Consider the following 19,245-nt stretch of genomic DNA (forward strand, 5'->3'; position numbering starts at 1 on the left):
CCTGTTATGCTTTTTCTATGCTGCTCCGGCCTCTTCCTTTTTTTCCGCTGCGGCAAGCGTGTCGGCAAGCAGGCGGACGAGGTTTTCAAACAGGGGCTGTTCGAGTGGTTCTTCCCCTTCGCCGAAAACGAGGGCGACTTCGGTATAGTCTTTCTGCCCTTTGCTGACTTTGTTGCCGTGGTAGGCGGTTTGGGCTTTTTTCAGGGCAGCTTCCCAATCTTGTTTTTGGGCAAATGCTTCGGCGGCGGCAAGCGAGGTTTTGGCAAAAAACGGCAGCGGGCGGTTTTGCCCGATATTGAAAAATGCCATCCATTCCGACAATAGCTGCAATGCCCTGTCTTGCGCGATTTCCGCCAATATTTCGGTTTCTCCGGATTGGACGATAAAGGTTTGCCGCATTTCGGTTTCAGACGGCATAACGGCGCAAAATATCAGGTGTTCCAACAAAAAAGCCACACGTTGCGGCGCATTGGGTTTGCCGTAGGCGTAAAACACTTGTCCGCATTGGTATAAATTGCTCAAACTACCGGTCAGGATTTGCCCTTCCGACGGTATGGCGTATGGAAACGGGGGCAGTTTGGGGCTGTTTAAAACCGCCGTGTCGATTTGTTTGGCGGCAAGTTGGAAAGACTGCTGCCAAAGTCTGCCCAATTCTCCCGACGGCAGCAGGCTTTCCGCCGCAATACGGGCGGCGGTTTGGGAAAAATCTTGTCCTTCGCGGCGCGCTTCGATGTAGGCTTCGGCGATTTGCTCCGCGTGTTGCGGCTCGAAGGGTTCGGCAGGCTCCCACGCTTCGCCGATATGGGGTTCGCTCCACGCAAGCTGCTGCTGAAGCCATGCTTTGACGGGGTTGCGCCAGAAGCGGATAAATTCGTCCTGTCCGATTTCGGCAACGGGTTCGGCGTTTTCTACGGATTGGTCGAAAAAGGGTTGTGGCGGTTCGGGCGTTTGTCCGAGCGCGGCGGCGTAGTCGGTACGCGTGCCGAATATGCCGTCCGAACGTCCGCCTTCTTGGAAATATCGGCGTGAGAAGGCTTGCAGCGGATGCTGTTCTATCCAATTTTGTGCAAGTTGGCGGCTGTTTGTGCCGGTCATGGCGGCAACTGTGTCGATGAGTTCGCCCAACAGGGAAGACGGGGCAAGCTCTTCGTCTTTGCGGATGTCGCGCCCGATGTAGGACAGGTAGAGGATTTCGCGCGCGCTGATGAGGGCTTCGAGGAAGAGGTAGCGGTCGTCGTCGCGGCGGGCGCGGTCGCCTTTGGCGGGATGTTTGGCAATCAGGTCGAATACGGCGGCTTTGGTATTGCGGGGAAAATCTCCGTCGTTCAAACCCAGCAGGCAGATGACTTTAAAGGGCAGGCTCCGCATCGGCACCATACTGCAAAAGGTGATGCCGCCGCGTAAAAAGCCTGCCTCGCTTTCGCTGTCGAGGAAGCGGCGGATGTGGCGGATGACGGTGTGCGGCGGCAACTGTCCGGAAAATTGCGCCAATTCGGTTTCCGCCTGCCATTTGACCCATTCGTTTTCAAGGCTTTGGACTGCCTTTTGGTCATCGCCTTCGACTTGGAACAATGTTTCAAGCAAATCCCGGCAACGCGCCACCCATTCGCCGACCGTCGCGGGCTGCCGCCATATCCGGGCAATATCCGACAGGGTCTCGATAAAGGCGGCAAAACGTCCGAACAGGTCGGTTTGGTTCACGTCGGCATACCACGCGCTGACATCCTGCCACATCGGATTGCCACCTTCGGGCAGCATCCAGCCCAATATCATGCGTTCCACCGCCTGCTTCCAGGTAAACAGCCGATCCGTGCCGCCGCGCATTTCTCCGTCCAAACCCCAGTGAACGTTCAAATCGGCAACCATATCGTGCAAAAGCGGCAAATCGTCCTCAGTCAGTCCGAAACGGCGCAATACGGGCGCGGTTTCCAAAAGCGCGAGCACTTTATCGACTTCAAATCGGCTTTCCAACAAGTCGGACAGGCATTCCAATGCATAAAAAAACGGTTGGCGGCGGCTGATTTTCACGTCCGACACGGAATACGGCAATGCCTGCGCGCCGGGCTGCGCCTGTCCGAACACGGCTTCGATAAAAGGCGTATAGGGTTCGATGTTCGGGGTTAATACGGCGATGTCGTGCGGCTGCCAATCGGGATGTTCATGCAGAATTTTCAACAGTTTGTCTTTGAGTATCTGCAATTCGCGCAAAGGGCTGTGTGCCGATACGATGCGTATCGAGCCGTCGTCCGTGTTGACGCTTCCCGCCGTTTCAGACGGCATTTTCAGGTTTTGAATATCGGTTTGCAGGGCGTGCAAAAGCGTATCGCGCCCGCCTTCTTCAAATACCGGCGTTTCCCCTTCTATTTCCATTTCGTTCAAAAAGTCGAAAAAGTCGCGCCCCTGCTTGCCCAATGAGGCGAGCAGCGGATGCCCCGCCTGAGTCAAATCGGGATCGCCGCCGCCTTTAAGGATTTGCGCCGCTTCGATGACATTGCCCCAATACATCCCACTCGGATTGAGTGCGAACACGAACACATCGCAATGTTCGGACAGCTTGTGCAAAAGCTGAAGATACATCGGCGCCATCGTGGAAATGCCGAACACGAAATAACGCTCGGGCAGCTTATCCTTGTCCAACGCGGCAAGCAGTTTTTCCCACAACGCGACACGGTGCGGCGCGCTCTGCCTGCCGTCGTCGAGGTAACGCCACAGTTTGGACTGCCAGATTTCATCGTCGCCCAAACCGAGTATCCTGCCCTGCTGCCAAGCGTCTATCCACTGCGGACGATAGACGAGGTATTGGTCGAATATGTCCGCAAGCTGTCCCGCAAGCTGGTAATCCGCCGATTCTCCGCTGCCCAAATAGTTTTGCAGCACACGCCTTAGGTCTTCAAATTCCGCTCCGTTTTGAAACTCTGCGCTGCGGAACAAATCCAGCAGCCGCCAGCGCATCACTTCGGGCGCAAACGGGCTGAGTTCCGGAATGCCGTGAATCAGTTTTTTCATCAGCTTCCACGTCAGACCGGCGGGCAGGCTGAACGACAAATTCGCCGCCACGCCCAAATCGCGGGCGAGGCAGGTGTCGAGGTAGCGGCGCATCCCCTGACTCTGCACAACAATCTGTTCGGGCTGTAAAGCCGATTTCAGCGGTTTGACTTTTTGAATGCGGGCAAACAATGCCGCCAGCGTTTCAAGACGGTTGGATTGATACAGATAAAACATGATTTCGACAAAAGTTGCGGAAAAGTATTCGGGATTATATAGCCTTTCCCCCGCCCGACTTCAAACAAAATGCCGTCTGAACGCTTCAGACGGCATTTGGTCATTTAAACCATTTCCTCAAAACAGGAATCCGCGACAGCAGCAAGGTATCCAACAGCCAAATCACGGCAATGGCAAGCAGCGCGGTCGGGAAGATCAATGCTATTGCCAATAGCGGCAATGCCATCATCCACCAAACCGGCAGCTTGATTTTCTGCGCCGGAGGAACCATGCCCGCCGCGCCGGACGGACGGCGTTTCCACCACATCACGCAGCCGCTGATGCCGATAAAAATCACGGCAAGGCAGAACACGACGTTCGCCAGTACGCTCCACCAGCCCAGAGTACCCATATGCAGCGCAATGCTTGCCGCCATAAATTTGCCGAACGGGTTGTAATCGGCAAAACGGATATCGGCAAGGATTTTTCCGCTGTACTGGTCGATATGCACTGTGCGGTCGGCAAACGGACTAATCATATCGTAACTCATAGAGTCTTGCGACAAAGTCCATACGCCGTCCTCGCCTTTGGGCAAATTCAGCTGATAACGCCCTTTGAAACCGATTTCCCGCGCGAAACGGTCAACGGTTTCCAATGTCATCGGCTCGTCGGGGTTAATGCCGTCTTTACCCACAGTCGTCCCTGAAACAGGCATAGGCGTAAGCTCCAAAATCCACGGCACTTCCTTAACCTTGCCGTCATTCAATACCTCGCCGTGGGTCGGCACGACTGAAACAGGGTTCGGTTCGACACCCCATTTGCCGGCCGGGAACTGACTCCAAGCCTGCACGAACTTGCCGCCCCAAATACCTGCCCAAGCAATTCCGGACAGACAGAACAACAGTAAAATCAGCGACACCCAAGTTCCAAACGAACCATGCAGATTCCGCCACCAAGAACGTGCCCTGCCTTTTGGCGGCAGCAGCATCGCCTTGATGCCGCGCCGTTTCGCCCACCAAAGGTACAAGCCGCTGATTATCATAATAATCGTCAGCGATGCAGCCGTTTCCAAAAGATAATCGCCTGCCGCACCAAGCATCATATCGCCGTGGATTTCATCCATCGTGTGATACCAACCCTGATTGCGCGGCATGGTGCTGACCACTTTTGCCGTATAAGGATCGACCGCAACCATGGTTGCCTTACCCTCATTGTTGACACGGAACACGGCAACCATATCATCGGCGCGCGGTGCAATATACTGAACGACGGACGAAGTGTCCGGATTAACGGCGCTGCGTGCCGCTTCCGCCTGAACAGACAGAGGTTGTACCGTTGCCTGCGGCACAACATGAATCCGCTCGCCCTCCTTGCCGGTAATATTGGCAAACAGCAGCATACCCAAACCCGTAACGGCAAGCAGGGTCAAGAAGGGCATAACCAGCAAACCGGCATAAAAATGCCATCTCCAAACGGTCAGATAACGCCGGTTGGTCTGATTGCCGGCTTCAGTTTTGATTTGTGTATCCATTAATCGTCCTTTTGAAATTAGAGTTATCGTGATGATGCGCGATTATAAATAATAAAGACTAATTCTTTATGACTAAAATCAATATTTTTTGCAACATATGAAAAAAGATTCCATTTTGAAGAAACAAACCTATATGCCGTCTGAAAGCATCAAACAATGCTGTCCGACACCCAACTGCACCATTCTTTAAACCATACAAAAATATCAGTCGGTCTGACCGTTTAAGCATCAAAATCCCCACTTTCAGACGGCATAAATCAAAAACAGGATTTCCATTCAAAATAAAAAATCCGGATTCGATATGAATCCGGATTTCTGCATCCGACAAAGTCGGAAAACAACGGTTAGAATTTGCCGCCTGACTGGTTGACCATATAGTCAACTGCAGCTTTGACCTCATCATCGCTCAAATCGCCGCGACCGCCTTTTGCGGGCATCGTATTGAAACCTTCGATTGCGTGTTTGTGCAATGTGTCCTTACCTTTTTTGATGCGGTCGGCCCAATCGGCTTTGGTGCCGACGTGGGGAATACCCGGAATCGCATTGCCATGGCAGGCGGCACAAACGGTTTCATAAACCTGTTTGCCGTCCACTTTGGCAGCAGGTGCGGCTTTTTCCTCGGCTTTAGGTTCTGCTGCGGCAGGTTTGGCTTCAGAAGCGGCTTGTGCTGCTTCTGCAGGAGCAGATGCTGCGGGTTCTGCCGCCGGTGCGGGAGTCGGTGCAGGCTCGGCTTTTTTCACCAGAGCTTTACCGTCTTTATTGGAAAGACCCCATACATAAGCAGTCATAATATGCAGTTTGTCTTTATCCAAGAAATGTCCCCACGCGGGCATTTGGCTGCTACGGCCGTTGGTAATGGTTTCAATAATGGATTTTTGCGTACCGCCCCACAACCACACGTCATCAGTCAGGTTCGGACCCAAACCTTGGATACCTTGTCCCTTATCGCCGTGGCAAGTGAAACAGTTGGCAGGCGGACCGCTGAATAAGGCTTGTCCGCGTGCGGCACGTTCCTCATCATACTGGCCTTTGGGTTTTGAAAGAGACATCACATAATGCGCAACGTCTTTTACGCCTTCCTCACCCAAAGCAGGACCCCAAGCAGGCATAGTCGCAACACGGCCTTTTTCAATGGTCTCGTGGATTTTATCGGGATCGCCGCCCCACAACCAATCGCTGTCGGTCAGATTCGGAAAACCTTTAGAACCTTTGGCATCAGAGCCGTGGCACTGGATACAGTAGGTATTGAACAGGTTTTGGGCGATTTGCTTGGCCTGTGGGTCTTTTGCCACTTTTTCAATCGGCATATCCGCAAACTTGGCATACAGTTTGCCGTATTGCTCATCGGCTTTTTTGACCTCTTTTTCATATTGGTTGTGGCTGGTCCATTTCAGCAGGCCTTTGTAGTCGCCGACACCCGGATACATAACCAGATAACCGATACCGAACAGCCATGTCAAAACATACAGCCAAAACCACCAGCGCGGCAGCGGGTTGTCGTATTCGGCAATACCGTCCCACTCATGGCCTGTAGTTTGTACTTCTTCGCCCTTCTTCGGGCGTTTGACAACATTTTGAGACAGCAGCAGCCAAGCCAAAGCGATAAAGCTCAGTAAGACAATAACTGCAATATATATATTCCAGAAGTTACTGGTAAATTGGGATGTTGTGTTCATTGTTTTGCTCCGTTATCACAATATTAACGGTTTTCGCTTTTCTTATCTTGCGCATCTTGGTTTTCATCAAAAATGCTGTTTGCGGCATCATCGTAATTTTTCTTATTCCGCCTGTTGAAGACGATATAGAGTACCAACAGGAAGCAGATAAAGATCCATACCGTGAAAAGAGCGCGAATACCGTTAATATCCATGATGTTACCTTACGTTTTTCAAAGCCAGACCCAATCCTTGCAGATAGGCGACTACAGCATCCAGCTCAGATTTGTTTGCCAAGGCTTCGGGCGCTTTCGCAATTTCCTCATCACTGTAAGGAGTCCCTACCTTACGCAAAGCCTTCATGTTGGCAACGGTTGCATCGACATCGACTTTATTGCGTGCAAGCCACGGGAATGCCGGCATATTGGATTCGGGTACGACATCACGCGGATTCAGCAGGTGGATGCGGTGCCATTCGTCGGAATAACGGCCGCCCACACGGGCCAAATCAGGACCGGTACGTTTGGAACCCCATTGGAACGGGTGATCGTAAACCGATTCCCCGGCAACAGAGTAGTGTCCATAACGTTCGGTTTCCGCACGGAACGGGCGAATCATTTGCGAGTGGCAGTTATAACAACCTTCGCGTATATAAATATCGCGTCCTGCAACCTGCAGGGCATTGTAAGGTTTCACACCCGGTGCCGGCTGCGTTGCCGCCTTAGTAAAGGCTAAGGGCACAACTTCAATCAACAGACCGACACTGACTACAAGCAGGGTAAACACAATCAGGATGCCGATTTTTTCTTCGGCCAATTGTTGTAATTTCATTTTGGTAGCCTATCTTCCTTAGTATTTTAGTGATGCTGTGTTTGGGAAACCGCAGGGATTTCAGCATCGACCGCCTTACCGCTGATGGCTGTGCGGTACACGTTGTACGCCATAATGCACATACCGCTCAGATACAGCAAACCACCTGCAAAACGGATCATGTAATAAGGCATAGTGCGTTTTACGGATTCGACAAACGAGTAGGTCAGCGTACCGTCATCGTTCAAAGAGCCCCACATCAAACCCTGCATCACACCGGCAATCCACATCGCGGCGATATACAGAACCACGCCGATGGTCGCAATCCAAAAATGCGCCTCTACCAGTTTGGTGCTGTGCATCTGTTCTTTGCCGAACAGACGGGGAATCATGTAATAGACGGAACCGATGGTTACAAAGCCTACCCAACCCAAAGCACCGGCGTGAACGTGTGCAACGGTCCAGTCTGTATAGTGGCTCAATGCGTTGACCGTTTTAATCGACATCATCGGGCCTTCAAAGGTAGACATACCGTAGAAGGACAGGGATACAATCAGGAATTTCAGAATCGGGTCAGTACGCAGTTTGTCCCACGCGCCGGACAAGGTCATGATGCCGTTAATCATACCGCCCCAAGAGGGTGCGAACAAAATCAAAGACAGAACCATACCCAAAGATTGAGTCCAGTCAGGCAGCGCAGTGTAGTGAAGATGGTGCGGACCCGCCCACATATAGGTGAAAATCAACGCCCAAAAGTGAACGACGGACAGGCGGTAGGAGTAAACAGGGCGGCCTGCTTGTTTGGGGACAAAATAGTACATCATACCCAAGAAGCCGGCAGTCAGGAAGAAGCCCACGGCGTTATGCCCGTACCACCATTGAACCATAGCATCAATCGCACCGGAATAGACAGGGTATGACTTCATCAACCCTGCCGGGATGCTGATATTGTTGACGATGTGCAAAAGTGCGACCGCCAAAATAAAACCGCCGTAGAACCAGTTGGCAACGTAAATGTGTTTCACCTTGCGTTTGGCAATCGTACCGAAGAATACGATGGCGTATGCAACCCAAACCAAAGTAATCAGAATGTCGATCGGCCATTCCAGTTCGGCATATTCCTTACCTTGGGTCCAACCCATAGGGAAGCTGACGGCAGCAGCAACGATTACCGCCTGCCAACCCCAAAAGGTAAATGCCGGCAGCCAGCCGCCGAAAAGACGGGTATTACAAGTACGTTGGACAACGTAGTATGATGTGCCGATCAGGCCGCAGCCGCCAAATGCGAAAATAACCGCATTAGTGTGCAGCGGACGCAGGCGGCCGAAGTGGAACCAAGGTCCGATATTAGACAAATCGAGGGCGGGAGCAAACAGTTGGGCTGCGACGATAACGCCGACCAACATGCCCACGATACCCCAAACTACAGTCATGATGGCGAACTGGCGCACCACTTTGTAGTTGTAAGTTTGTGTGTCCATGAGAGTCTCCATGAATTATGGGAATAAAAATTTTTTATCCTGCCCACCTTTGCGACCTCTTAAGGTACAACTTGGGCAAGCGTAATTTTTTCTAAATTTAACATATCTGCCTTATTACGCCAAGCGGAATTACATTTGCAACATAAAGGAAAATTTTTCTTAAATTCATTCTTATTATATATAAATCATATTGTTATAATAAATTGCAACCAGTTTGACATTGCTTTGTTTTTCAAGCCTCCTTTTTTATAACACTTTATTGATGTAGATTAAGCTGCATTTTAAAGACATTTTATCAATAATATTTAACGATATATTTAATAGCCATGATTAATTATGAAATTGCCCCCTCCCCTCTAGACCATGAGTGGCACATCTTACTGACATTCACACAAAATGATGATTTTCCTATAGAAATAAGCCTGCCAAACTGGGTTCCGGGCAGCTATCTGATTCGGGATTTTTCCCGCCACATCACTTCTATCCATGCATCCTGTAACGGCACGTCCATGCCGCTCGAACAAATTGCAAAAAACCGCTGGCACGCTGCCGCCGTACGCGGCGAGTGGCAAATCCGCTACACCGTATATGCATTCGATTTGTCGGTTCGAGGTTCTTTCCTGACAACAGAACGCGGTTTTTTTGACGGAGCGTGCCTGTTTTTGAAAGTCGAAGGAGCGGAAACGCTGCCGCACCGCTTGGAATTGACAGGCATTCCACCCGAATGGCGTATTGCCACAACACTGCCGGAGACAGGGAGGTTTGTCTTTCAGACGGCATCTTATGCCGAATTGATTGACCGACCTGTCGAGATGGGCTTGATTGAATTTTTAGATTTTGAAGCGGCAGGCATTCCGCACACGATTGCCTTAAGCGGCATCTATCCCGATTTCGACCGCAACAGGCTGGTTTCGGACATCAAAAAAATCTGCGAAACCGAACTGGCAGTGTTTTCCTCCCCTGCCCCGTTTCAAAAATATTTGTTCCTGCTCCACGTCGGCGACCATATTTACGGCGGTTTGGAACACGCCGACAGCACCGCCCTGCTCGCCGACCGCCACAGCCTTCCGCTGTTCGATATGACCGATGCCGACGATGCCTACACCACATTGCTCGGACTTTTTTCCCACGAATATTTCCATGCATGGAACGTCAAATCCATCAAACCTGCCGCGTTCATCCCTTATGACCTCGACAAAGAAAACTATACCGAACAACTATGGGCATTCGAAGGCATTACATCCTATTACGACGATTTGTTTTTGGCACGCAGCCACACTATCTCGCCCGAATCTTATTTAAACCTGCTGGCACAAGGTATTACGCGCGTACAACAAACCCGCGGCCATTTGAGGCAGACCTTGGCAGAATCGAGTTTTACCGCGTGGAACAAATTTTACAAACCGGATGAAAACAGCCCCAACACCATCGTCAGCTACTACCAGAAAGGCGCGCTTGCCGCATTGTGCCTTGATCTGATAATACGCAACCGAAGCAACGGCAGACATTCTCTCGATACGGTAATGGACAAACTCTATCGGGAGTGGAGGGATACGCACGCAGGCATTCCGGAAAAACACTGGCAAATCCGCTGTCAGGAAATAACCGGCTTGGATTTGGAAGATTTTTTCCAAAAAGCGTTATACAGCACCGAAGATTTGCCGCTTGCCGAATGCCTGTCTACCGCAGGCGTGGGACTGACCTTCCTGCCGCTTCCCCGACAACACGGCGGCGGATATGCGGAACACATCTGCCCCGTCCCGCCGGCAGGCGATTTCGGCGCACGTTTCAAACAAAACGCCGACCACATCGTCCTGACCCATGTCTTTAACGGCGGCAGCGCGGAATCTGCGGCACTATGCCCGCAAGACAAAATCATTGCTTTAGACGGTTATGCCTGCACCGACTTTGCCGCACAATGGGCCCGATACTACGTCAATGCAAAAATCAATATCCACTTCTTCCGTGCCGGCATATTGCGTCAAACCGTCTTGACGGTTCAGGCAGCGGCGGCGGATACTGCCATCCTACATATCACAGACCGGAACCTGTTGGAAAACTGGTTGTTCGGTTAAACTTTCAGACGGCATTGCACACAAAATGCCGTCTGAAAAACAACCGCAAAGCAAAGGAAACAAAATGGCCATTCTGAAACTTGACGAACATCTCTATATTTCTCCTCAACTGACCAAAGCCGATGCGGAACAAATCGCGCAACTGGGTATCAAAACCGTCGTCTGCAACCGCCCCGACCGCGAAGAAGAATCGCAACCCGACTTCGCCCAAATCAAACAGTGGTTGGAACAAGCAGGAGTTACCGGATTCCATCACCAACCCGTTACCGCACGCGACATCCAAAAACACGATGTCGAAACCTTCCGACAACTCATCGGACAAGCCGAATATCCCGTCCTTGCCTATTGCCGGACCGGTACGCGCTGCTCCCTGCTGTGGGGCTTCCGCCGGGCGGCAGAAGGTATGCCGGTTGACGAAATCATCCGCCGCGCCCAAGCGGCAGGCGTAAATTTGGAAAACTTCCGCAGCCGTTTGGAAGAAGCAGCCGCCAAACCATAAAACCGGCCGATACAAAAATGCCGTCTGAAAGGCTTTCAGACGGCATTCGTTCAAACGTCAAACTTTATTGCGCCTTGGTTTCGGTTACAAAACCGATTTTGGTAATCCCTGCCTGACGGGCAGCCTCCAACGCTTTGTTCACATAATCGTATTCCACCGCCTTATCTGCCGCAATTGCCACAATCACGTTTTCATTCTGATCCTTGGCGGCTTTCAGACGGCTTTCCACTTCCCCGATTTCCACTTTGCTTGCAGAATCCCCGCCGACATAATAGCCGCCGTTCGCATCAATCGTCAGGCGCAGGGGGTCTTTAGGCTGTTTGTCCTGCTTGTTTGCCTGCTCGGACGCGGTCGGCAGTTCCAAAGGGATGGAATGCGTCAGCACCGGCATAGTAATCATAAACACAATCAGCAACACCAGCATCACGTCCACCAGCGGCGTAACGTTGATGTCGGACATCGGAGAATCGTCGCCGGAATTCATCGAACCAAATGCCATAATCAGCTATCCTTTTGATTAAGCAGGCGGACGTGCAAATCGTGCGCCATCGCATCCAAATCCTGAGCCAGTATTTTCGTGCCGCGATTGAGGAAGTTGTATGCCAACACCGCCGGAATCGCCACGAACAGGCCAGCCGCCGTCGCCACCAGTGCCTCGCCAATCGGGCCGGCAACCGCCGCAATGCTCATCTGCCCGCTTTGCCCGATATTGATCAGGGCGTGGTAAATCCCCCAAACCGTGCCGAACAGCCCGATAAACGGCGCGGTCGCGCCAATGGAGGCAAGCGCGGTCATCCCGTAATCAAACCGGCGCATAATCTGCGCCATACTGTTGCGGATTTGAATGACCAAATACTCGTTCAACGGCAGAGCCTGCGCCAGTTCGGACGCTTCGCTCCGGCGGTAGTTGCGGTAAGACTGCAACGCCTCTTGCGCCAGTTTGGACAAAGGCGCATCGACGGCGCGCACTTTTTCGACCGCGTCGTTCAGCGACAAAGTATCGCGCATATGCCGTTTGACGGCGGCATTCCCTTTGCGCGCCCGATACAGCTTGATACAGCGCAAGACAACCAGACACCACGTTACGATACTCATCAGCAGCATCAACACAAACACACCGATCAGGACGGGATCGCCCGATTCAAACACTAATTTCAAATTCATAATGATTCCAACACTGAAAAAACCAATCAAACATCCAAGTTGCCGCAAACCGCTGCGGCAACCGCCTAATTCAATTCAAACTTGACGGGGACTTTAAACTCCGTCCAGGCATTGGCTTGAAAATGCCCGTTTTGCGCCGCCTTGCGTGCCGCATTGTCCAAACGGGAAAAACCGCTGCTTTTCACCACTTTGACGGACTCGACATGACCGCCCGGAGAAACCAAAACGCTCAAAACAACCGTGCCCTGCTCGTCATTTTCCATAGAAAGCGCGGGATAGGCCGGGCGCGGGATGCTGCCGTTGGCGCGTAAAGGGTTGCCTTTGCTGCTGCCGGCTCCTGTTCCGCCGCCGCTGCCGCCGCTTCCTTCCCCGTGTTCGCCTTTGGCTCCGCCGCTGCCTTTACCGCTGCCTTCTCCGCGCCCTGTTCCGTCGCCTTTGGTACCGGTTCCCTTACCTTCCCCATTGCCCTGCTCGCTGCCGGCTTTGGCAGAAGCATTGCCGGAATGTTCGGCAGGTTTTTCAGACGGCTTTTCTGCCGGTTTTTCCGCCGGTTTCGGGGCAGGCTTCGCTTCCGGTTTGGGTTCGGGCTTCGGTTTTTCTTCGGGTTTCGGCTTTTCCTTGGGCTGCTGAATATCTGCATCCGCCTTTTTTGTAACCACCGGCTTCAAAACCGGTTTGGGCGGCTCGACAGGTTTGGGCTGCTCAGGCTCGGGTTGCGGTTCGGGCGCGGCAGGCGCGCCTGCGCCTTCGGGTGCGCCGTCCCCTCCGCCAAAGTCGCCCAAATCGACAAATTCAATAACATTGCCTGACTCTATCACGGGCAGCTTGTGCGCCTGCCAGAGCAATGCCACCATTGCCAAATGCAGCAGTGCGACGGAAAACACGACTGCGGGGGTTAAAATTCGTTCTTTATCCATAATTCGGGCATAATAATAGCAACAATTCCTATTTGCAACCTATTTTTATTATTTACCTTTATCTGAATACTGTTTTCATATTATTAAAATCCATATTAAAACAATATGTTATGACAAATTATCAGATGCCGGCAGACAAACGGAGCGGATCTACCTGTTTTCCCATTCCAACAAAATCGGGTTAAATGATATATTGCCGCTTTCATCCGGCAGCCGGTTACGGCTGCGTACCACCTGTTTTAAAGGAAAATCATGTTTCGGAATTTTGACTTGGGCGTATTCTTGCTTGCCGTCCTGCCCGTACTGCTTGCCATTACCGTCAGGGAGGTGGTACGCGGCTATACGGCGCGCTACTGGGGAGACAACACTGCCGAACAATACGGCAGGCTGACGCTGAACCCTCTGCCCCATATCGATCCGGTCGGCACAATCATCATGCCGCTATTTACTTTGATGTTCACACCGTTTCTATTTGGTTGGGCACGTCCTATCCCTATCGATTCGCGCAACTTCCGCAACCCGCGCCTTGCCTGGCGTTATGTTGCCGCATCCGGTCCGCTGGCAAATCTGGCGATGGCCTTTTTGTGGGGGCTGATTTGGGTATTGGCCCCATTCATCGACGACGCATACCAAATGCCGCTGGCAAAAATGGCAAATTACGGCATCCTGATTAACGCCATTCTGTTTGCAATCAGCATCATTCCCATCCTGCCTGGTGACGGCGGCATTTTCATCGACACCTTCCTGCCGGCGAAATATTCTGTCTTATTCCGCAAAATCGAACCCTATGGGACGTGGATTATCCTGCTGCTTCTGCTGACCGGGGGTTTGGGTATGTTTGTCACCCCTGTCGTACAGCTGGTTATGATACTGGTTCAATCCCTCATCGGATGGTTTATTTGAATTGGCGGTTTTCGGGCACTACCGCCGTATTTGCCAACCACAGGAAAACGCAGCAAGGCTTCCCTGCCTGCTGCGTTTTCCTGTTTTACAATGCCCTGTCAAAATAAAGCGGCACGCCTGATTTTTCACTCATCGTCATCAGATAACCCATCACCTTTTGAGGCCATTCGATTCCGCGCACCACGGTCAGATTCCTTAAAACGGGGAAAACCAAAATATCCTCCATGCCGATTCCGCCGTTGATGCCGTCTGAAGTACCGTCCATCAAATTCTCCAACTCTTGCAAATCTGCGTTTATCCGTTCGAGGTATCGGGCGGTTTTATTCAAATTGGCGGAAAAGCTGCCGATGCTTTTCTCTTTTTTGTCTGTGAAATATTTCACCGCTTCCGGCGTTGCAAATTCGGGCAGACCGATTTTAACAGTACGCGGCTGAACCAACTTGTTGTTGTAACTGCCGACTTTGTCCATCCAAACCTGTATTTCGGGGCGGACTTCGTCTTTCAGACGGCCTTCGCGGTCGAAATGCCGCACAATGTCCAAACTCTCGCCCATAAACGAACCGTCCTCTTTTTGCAGGATGGGCACTTGTTTCGCGCCAATCATGCCAATCGGCGTTGCCTCGTCGTCGTTTGCCAGCACGGCTTCTTCAACGTCAGCACCAAACAGACCGGCAGCCATCCGCGCACGCACGCAAAACGGGCAATGGTCGTAAATATACAGTTTCATCAAAATATTCCTCGTCAACCTGTCGGTACCGGCTACCTTAACACCCCGCGCCGCCCGAAACAAGTTTATCTTCCCGCCTATGCACCGTAAATAAATAAGCTGTTACAATAAACTCGTTTTTATCGGAACGGAAGACCCCATCATGACCGCCATCAGCCCGATTCAAGACACGCAAAGCGCGACCCCGCAAGAATTGCGCGAATGGTTCGACAGCTACTGCGCCGCGCTGCCGGACAACGATAAAAAACTTGTCTTAGCCGCCCGTTCACTGGCGCAGGAACATTACCCCGCCGATGCCGTCACGCCGTATGGCGAGCCGTTGTCCGACCACTTCCTCGGCGCGGCACAAATGGTCGACGAACTCGACCTGCTGCCCGATGCCGTCGCCGCCACCCTGCTTGCCGACATCGGACGCTACGTCCCCGATTGGAATCTATTGGTTTCCGAACGCTGCAACAGCACCGTCGCCGAGCTGGTCAAAGGTGTGGACGAAGTGCAGAAACTCACCCACTTCGCCCGGGTGGACAGCCTCGCCACGCCGGAAGAACGCGCCCAGCAAGCGGAAACCATGCGGAAAATGCTGCTGGCGATGGTTACCGACATCCGCGTCGTGTTAATCAAACTGGCGATGCGTACGCGCACCCTGCAATTTTTAAGCAACGCCCCCGACAGCCCCGAAAAACGCGCCGTCGCCAAAGAAACCCTCGACATCTTCGCCCCGCTCGCCAACCGTTTGGGCGTGTGGCAGCTCAAATGGCAGCTCGAAGATTTGGGCTTCCGCCATCAAGAACCCGAAAAATACCGCGAAATTGCCCTGCTTTTGGACGAAAAACGCACCGAACGCCTCGAATACATCGAAAACTTCCTCAATATCCTGCGTACGGAACTCAAAAAATACAATATCCACTTCGAAGTCGCCGGCCGTCCGAAACACATCTACTCCATTTACAAAAAAATGGTGAAGAAAAAGCTCACTTTCGACGGCTTGTTCGACATCCGCGCCGTGCGGATTCTGGTCGATACCGTCCCCGAGTGTTACACCACGCTGGGCATTGTCCACAGCCTCTGGCAGCCCATCCCCGGCGAGTTCGACGACTACATCGCCAACCCGAAAGGCAACGGCTATAAAAGTTTGCACACCGTCATTGTCGGCCCCGAAGACAAAGGCGTGGAAGTGCAAATCCGCACCTTCGATATGCACCAATTCAACGAATTCGGTGTCGCCGCCCACTGGCGTTACAAAGAGGGCGGCAAAGGCGATTCAGCCTACGAACAGAAAATCGCCTGGTTGCGCCAACTCTTGGACTGGCGCGAAAACATGGCGGAAAGCGGCAAGGAAGACCTCGCCGCCGCCTTCAAAACCGAGCTGTTCAACGACACGATTTACGTTTTGACCCCGCACGGCAAAGTCCTTTCCCTGCCCACAGGCGCGACCCCCATCGACTTCGCCTACGCCTTACACAGCAGCATCGGCGACCGTTGCCGGGGGGCGAAAGTCGAAGGGCAGATTGTGCCGCTGTCCACCCAGCTTGAAAACGGACAGCGCGTCGAAATCATTACCGCCAAAGAAGGGCATCCTTCCGTTAACTGGCTTTACGAAGGCTGGGTCAAATCCGGCAAGGCCATCGGCAAAATCCGCGCCTACATCCGCCAGCAAAACGCCGACACCGTGCGCGAAGAAGGCCGCGTCCAACTCGACAAACAGCTTGCCAAACTCACGCCCAAGCCCAACCTGCAAGAGCTTGCCGAAAACCTCGGCTACAAAAAGCCCGAAGACCTCTACACCGCCGTCGGACAGGGCGAAATTTCCAACCGCGCCATCCAAAAAGCCTGCGGCACGCTGAACGAACCGCCGCCCATACCCGTCAGCGCAACCACCATCGTCAAACAGTCCAAAATCAAAAAAGGCGGCAAAACCGGCGTTCTCATCGACGGTGAAGACGGCTTGATGACCACGCTTGCCAAATGCTGCAAACCCGCGCCGCCTGATGATATTGTCGGCTTCGTTACCCGCGAGCGCGGCATTTCAGTGCACCGCAAAACCTGCCCCTCTTTCCGACACCTCGCCGAACACGCGCCTGAAAAAGTGTTGGACGCAAGCTGGGCGGCGTTGCAGGAAGGACAAGTATTCGCCGTCGATATCGAAATCCGCGCCCAAGACCGCTCAGGGCTTTTACGCGACGTATCCGACGCACTCGCCCGCCACAAACTCAACGTTACTGCCGTGCAAACCCAGTCCCGCGACTTGGAAGCCAGCATGAGGTTCACGCTCGAAGTCAAACAAGTCAACGACCTCCCCCGCGTCCTCGCCGGCCTCGGCGATGTCAAAGGCGTATTGAGCGTTACCCGGCTTTAAATACAAAAATGCCGTCTGAAAAGCCCAAACCTGTTTCAGACGGCATTTTGATTGCCGGTTTTTTATCCGGCCTGCCAGACAGTACTCACACGATTTATATCTAAATAATCAATACCCGCTTCATCGAATTTCGTTTCCAATTCTTCTACCGAATGAGTATCTAGAAAAAGCCTCTCTTGATGAGTAATCGGCAATAACCAGAAAAATCGGACATTATCCATATATTCCAACTCTTGCCCATAAGGATAAGGCAGAGAAATCAGAAAATGCCAGAAGGATGATTGCTCAACCCACGGTCTGCCGATATTGACCGTTTTTCCTAATTGGAATTGATCAGGATAATGCATACTTGCCGATGCCAGCATTGCCAAGGTCTCAATATGTTCAGGTGTTTCAAATGGGCTGACGATAAAAAACTCCCGTCCTAAAAATGAACCTATCCCAGAGCTGACATAAACCCAGGGCTCATCTGCATGATTAGGAATCACTTGGAAAACTTGGAAATCGGGAAGTTCTTCAACAATCCTTCCTAAAGTCCAAGTAAATCCTTTAATATCATGATGTTTCCAAAATTTTTGCAAGTGAGATAAAACAGTTTGGTTATAGTCCATGCTTTTTAGCCTGTTTTCAAAGGTCGTCTGAAGAAGGTATTTACCAAACAAACGGTTTCCGATTCATATCCGAAAGGTTGCCAACTTCATTATCCAACAAGAACTGCTCAAAAGCATTCCAACCCTTTTTTTCCACCAATTCTGCTTCCTGTTTATACAACGGGACAAGCAAAGGGAAAACGATATTGTAGTGTTCGCCATAACAGACCTGAAAATCATTGTCGAAATAAAATGGGGCGGAAACATACAGTGCATCCATTTTGCTACCTTCGATAATTACTCTGGGTAATTGAATAATTTCACCTCTTAAAATAGGTTGTCTATTGTCAATCAAATATTCAGCCACTCCTGATAGAAAAGCTGCAATATTTTCTTTATTCCATTCTTCAGAACAGGTAAAAATTAATTCAAACCTACTCTTATAGTTCAAGTCATATCGATTCAAGCCTAAAGTAGAAAAAGTAGTTACCCCTTTATATGGTTGTGATGGGAAGACGGAAACGCTGAGATGATAACGTCGATCCAAGCATTTTATACCGCTTTCGATTTCACCCAAATAATGCTCTAAATGTTCGACTGTAATCATTTTTTCTTAAACCTTTCATCCCTATTCCGGCAAGGCATAGGCTGGTTTGGACTCCAATACCGACTTTTTTATTGACGGAAATGCCGTCTGAAAAATAAAGCGGCATCTTGATTTTGCCGTCTAAGGACTTTGCATCCATTCTTCTTTGCTGATTCCAAATTCAAACTCCGCCTGTTCAAATGCCGAATCTAATGTGTCATGATAAGTATCCGTTTGTTCCTGACCGGTCTCATCCAAATAAAATAAATAAAATCCTTGGTCATCTTCATATTGACCAATACTTAAAGCAACAGGTTTGGGAAGTATCCCCATTGGAGTGCGATGAATCGTTCTAATAGGAAAATCTTTATTTTTATCTAAGATAACTTTGAATAATTCTTTTACACTCATAATTTTCTAATCCTGAATAATTGTTACTACACTATTTTCTATTACACGTCCATTGGGTTTGTCATATGATTCAAAATGACCATGATGCGTAGATGAATTTGTTTCATGATGACCATATCGTACCTGTCGCATTCCATCTTGTGATACATATCGACCATTTGGATATGACTTATAGTTTTCCCCTAGCCATTTCTCAGCTGCATTTAAAAAATTAGATTCAGATACAGTTCCTGCATGGTATTCGGGAGCTCTTTTGGGCGGACAAGAATTATGAACCCAAACCCCTTCCGTTTCCGCCTGACTGCCCTTGACGAAGTAAGTATGCCAATCGGCAACGGT

The 19,245-nt window shown here is 51.1% G+C and carries 18 protein-coding genes; 4 read left to right on the forward strand and 14 right to left on the reverse strand.

Annotated elements, in window-relative coordinates; genetic code table 11:
* Window positions 1-15: 15 nt before the first annotated feature.
* The 6 genes from recC to ccoN form a co-directional block, all read right to left on the reverse strand.
* Window positions 16-3,222 (reverse strand): exodeoxyribonuclease V subunit gamma, encoded by a 3,207-nt coding sequence (gene recC / locus Q3O12_RS07655; protein WP_301669940.1) that lies wholly within the window; start codon window positions 3,220-3,222, stop codon window positions 16-18.
* A gap of 100 nt (window positions 3,223-3,322) precedes the next feature.
* Window positions 3,323-4,732 (reverse strand): PepSY-associated TM helix domain-containing protein, encoded by a 1,410-nt coding sequence (locus Q3O12_RS07660; protein WP_301669941.1) that lies wholly within the window; start codon window positions 4,730-4,732, stop codon window positions 3,323-3,325.
* Window positions 4,733-5,076: 344 nt separating this feature from the next.
* Window positions 5,077-6,408 (reverse strand): cytochrome-c oxidase, cbb3-type subunit III, encoded by a 1,332-nt coding sequence (gene ccoP / locus Q3O12_RS07665; protein WP_301669942.1) that lies wholly within the window; start codon window positions 6,406-6,408, stop codon window positions 5,077-5,079.
* 23 nt (window positions 6,409-6,431) lie between these two features.
* On the reverse strand, window positions 6,432-6,602 hold the full coding sequence (locus Q3O12_RS07670) for a CcoQ/FixQ family Cbb3-type cytochrome c oxidase assembly chaperone (RefSeq protein ID WP_003752303.1): 171 nt from the start codon (window positions 6,600-6,602) through the stop codon (window positions 6,432-6,434).
* A gap of 4 nt (window positions 6,603-6,606) precedes the next feature.
* Entirely contained in the window at window positions 6,607-7,218 is a 612-nt protein-coding gene (gene ccoO / locus Q3O12_RS07675; protein ID WP_301669943.1) for a cytochrome-c oxidase, cbb3-type subunit II, read from the reverse strand.
* Between the two features lie 26 nt (window positions 7,219-7,244).
* Entirely contained in the window at window positions 7,245-8,678 is a 1,434-nt protein-coding gene (gene ccoN, locus Q3O12_RS07680; protein WP_025457570.1) for a cytochrome-c oxidase, cbb3-type subunit I, read from the reverse strand.
* Window positions 8,679-9,004: 326 nt separating this feature from the next.
* Here ccoN and Q3O12_RS07685 point away from each other — a divergent pair, with 326 nt between their 5' ends.
* Both Q3O12_RS07685 and Q3O12_RS07690 read left to right on the forward strand, forming a co-directional pair.
* The gene (locus tag Q3O12_RS07685) at window positions 9,005-10,753 is read left to right on the forward strand and encodes a M61 family metallopeptidase (RefSeq protein WP_301669944.1); all 1,749 of its coding nucleotides are present in this window, start codon (window positions 9,005-9,007) and stop codon (window positions 10,751-10,753) included.
* A 64-nt stretch (window positions 10,754-10,817) separates the two neighbouring features.
* On the forward strand, window positions 10,818-11,252 hold the full coding sequence (locus tag Q3O12_RS07690) for a TIGR01244 family sulfur transferase (protein WP_301669956.1): 435 nt from the start codon (window positions 10,818-10,820) through the stop codon (window positions 11,250-11,252).
* Between the two features lie 64 nt (window positions 11,253-11,316).
* Here the strand turns inward: Q3O12_RS07690 and Q3O12_RS07695 are convergent, their stop codons facing one another.
* From Q3O12_RS07695 to Q3O12_RS07705, 3 genes are all read right to left on the reverse strand, one after another.
* Window positions 11,317-11,751 carry an ExbD/TolR family protein gene (locus Q3O12_RS07695; RefSeq protein ID WP_107860225.1) on the reverse strand — a complete coding sequence of 145 codons (435 nt, stop codon included), beginning with the start codon at window positions 11,749-11,751 and terminating at the stop codon, window positions 11,317-11,319.
* 2 nt (window positions 11,752-11,753) lie between these two features.
* Window positions 11,754-12,416 (reverse strand): TonB-system energizer ExbB, encoded by a 663-nt coding sequence (gene exbB / locus Q3O12_RS07700; RefSeq protein WP_118811836.1) that lies wholly within the window; start codon window positions 12,414-12,416, stop codon window positions 11,754-11,756.
* Between the two features lie 65 nt (window positions 12,417-12,481).
* Window positions 12,482-13,333 (reverse strand): energy transducer TonB, encoded by an 852-nt coding sequence (locus Q3O12_RS07705; protein ID WP_301669945.1) that lies wholly within the window; start codon window positions 13,331-13,333, stop codon window positions 12,482-12,484.
* Between the two features lie 252 nt (window positions 13,334-13,585).
* On the opposite strand from Q3O12_RS07705, the gene Q3O12_RS07710 reads away from it, so the two are divergent.
* Entirely contained in the window at window positions 13,586-14,236 is a 651-nt protein-coding gene (locus Q3O12_RS07710) for a site-2 protease family protein (protein WP_301669946.1), read from the forward strand.
* 85 nt (window positions 14,237-14,321) lie between these two features.
* Here the strand turns inward: Q3O12_RS07710 and Q3O12_RS07715 are convergent, their stop codons facing one another.
* Complete coding sequence (locus Q3O12_RS07715) at window positions 14,322-14,963, reverse strand: GrxB family glutaredoxin (protein ID WP_301669947.1); 642 nt, start codon at window positions 14,961-14,963, stop codon at window positions 14,322-14,324.
* A gap of 142 nt (window positions 14,964-15,105) precedes the next feature.
* Here Q3O12_RS07715 and Q3O12_RS07720 point away from each other — a divergent pair, with 142 nt between their 5' ends.
* Complete coding sequence (locus Q3O12_RS07720) at window positions 15,106-17,319, forward strand: RelA/SpoT family protein (protein WP_301669948.1); 2,214 nt, start codon at window positions 15,106-15,108, stop codon at window positions 17,317-17,319.
* Window positions 17,320-17,381: 62 nt separating this feature from the next.
* On the opposite strand, the gene Q3O12_RS07725 is transcribed toward Q3O12_RS07720, so the two are convergent.
* From Q3O12_RS07725 to Q3O12_RS07740, 4 genes are all read right to left on the reverse strand, one after another.
* Window positions 17,382-17,930, reverse strand: coding sequence for a suppressor of fused domain protein (locus tag Q3O12_RS07725; protein WP_301669949.1), 549 nt, complete (start codon window positions 17,928-17,930; stop codon window positions 17,382-17,384).
* Between the two features lie 40 nt (window positions 17,931-17,970).
* Window positions 17,971-18,516 carry a suppressor of fused domain protein gene (locus Q3O12_RS07730; RefSeq protein ID WP_301669950.1) on the reverse strand — a complete coding sequence of 182 codons (546 nt, stop codon included), beginning with the start codon at window positions 18,514-18,516 and terminating at the stop codon, window positions 17,971-17,973.
* A gap of 120 nt (window positions 18,517-18,636) precedes the next feature.
* Complete coding sequence (locus Q3O12_RS07735) at window positions 18,637-18,906, reverse strand: hypothetical protein (protein WP_301669951.1); 270 nt, start codon at window positions 18,904-18,906, stop codon at window positions 18,637-18,639.
* A gap of 6 nt (window positions 18,907-18,912) precedes the next feature.
* Window positions 18,913-19,245 (reverse strand): polymorphic toxin-type HINT domain-containing protein (locus Q3O12_RS07740; protein WP_301669952.1); only part of this gene is annotated, 333 nt, incomplete at its 5' end.

This window comes from Neisseria benedictiae, assembly GCF_958267435.1.
In the GTDB taxonomy this organism is placed as follows: domain Bacteria; phylum Pseudomonadota; class Gammaproteobacteria; order Burkholderiales; family Neisseriaceae; genus Neisseria; species Neisseria bergeri.

Bases quoted from the DNA above. Each gene is read 5' to 3' on its own strand.
- recC (WP_301669940.1), bottom strand. From the start codon at position 3,222: ATGTTTTATCTGTATCAATCCAACCGTCTTGAAACGCTGGCGGCATTG.
- Q3O12_RS07735 (WP_301669951.1), bottom strand. From the start codon at position 18,906: ATGAGTGTAAAAGAATTATTCAAAGTTATCTTAGATAAAAATAAAGAT.
- Q3O12_RS07705 (WP_301669945.1), bottom strand. From the start codon at position 13,333: ATGGATAAAGAACGAATTTTAACCCCCGCAGTCGTGTTTTCCGTCGCA.
- ccoN (WP_025457570.1), bottom strand. From the start codon at position 8,678: ATGGACACACAAACTTACAACTACAAAGTGGTGCGCCAGTTCGCCATC.
- Q3O12_RS07715 (WP_301669947.1), bottom strand. From the start codon at position 14,963: ATGAAACTGTATATTTACGACCATTGCCCGTTTTGCGTGCGTGCGCGG.
- ccoP (WP_301669942.1), bottom strand. From the start codon at position 6,408: ATGAACACAACATCCCAATTTACCAGTAACTTCTGGAATATATATATT.
- Q3O12_RS07710 (WP_301669946.1), top strand. From the start codon at position 13,586: ATGTTTCGGAATTTTGACTTGGGCGTATTCTTGCTTGCCGTCCTGCCC.
- Q3O12_RS07660 (WP_301669941.1), bottom strand. From the start codon at position 4,732: ATGGATACACAAATCAAAACTGAAGCCGGCAATCAGACCAACCGGCGT.
- ccoO (WP_301669943.1), bottom strand. From the start codon at position 7,218: ATGAAATTACAACAATTGGCCGAAGAAAAAATCGGCATCCTGATTGTG.
- Q3O12_RS07685 (WP_301669944.1), top strand. From the start codon at position 9,005: ATGATTAATTATGAAATTGCCCCCTCCCCTCTAGACCATGAGTGGCAC.
- exbB (WP_118811836.1), bottom strand. From the start codon at position 12,416: ATGAATTTGAAATTAGTGTTTGAATCGGGCGATCCCGTCCTGATCGGT.
- Q3O12_RS07695 (WP_107860225.1), bottom strand. From the start codon at position 11,751: ATGGCATTTGGTTCGATGAATTCCGGCGACGATTCTCCGATGTCCGAC.
- Q3O12_RS07730 (WP_301669950.1), bottom strand. From the start codon at position 18,516: ATGATTACAGTCGAACATTTAGAGCATTATTTGGGTGAAATCGAAAGC.
- Q3O12_RS07725 (WP_301669949.1), bottom strand. From the start codon at position 17,930: ATGGACTATAACCAAACTGTTTTATCTCACTTGCAAAAATTTTGGAAA.
- Q3O12_RS07720 (WP_301669948.1), top strand. From the start codon at position 15,106: ATGACCGCCATCAGCCCGATTCAAGACACGCAAAGCGCGACCCCGCAA.
- Q3O12_RS07690 (WP_301669956.1), top strand. From the start codon at position 10,818: ATGGCCATTCTGAAACTTGACGAACATCTCTATATTTCTCCTCAACTG.
- Q3O12_RS07670 (WP_003752303.1), bottom strand. From the start codon at position 6,602: ATGGATATTAACGGTATTCGCGCTCTTTTCACGGTATGGATCTTTATC.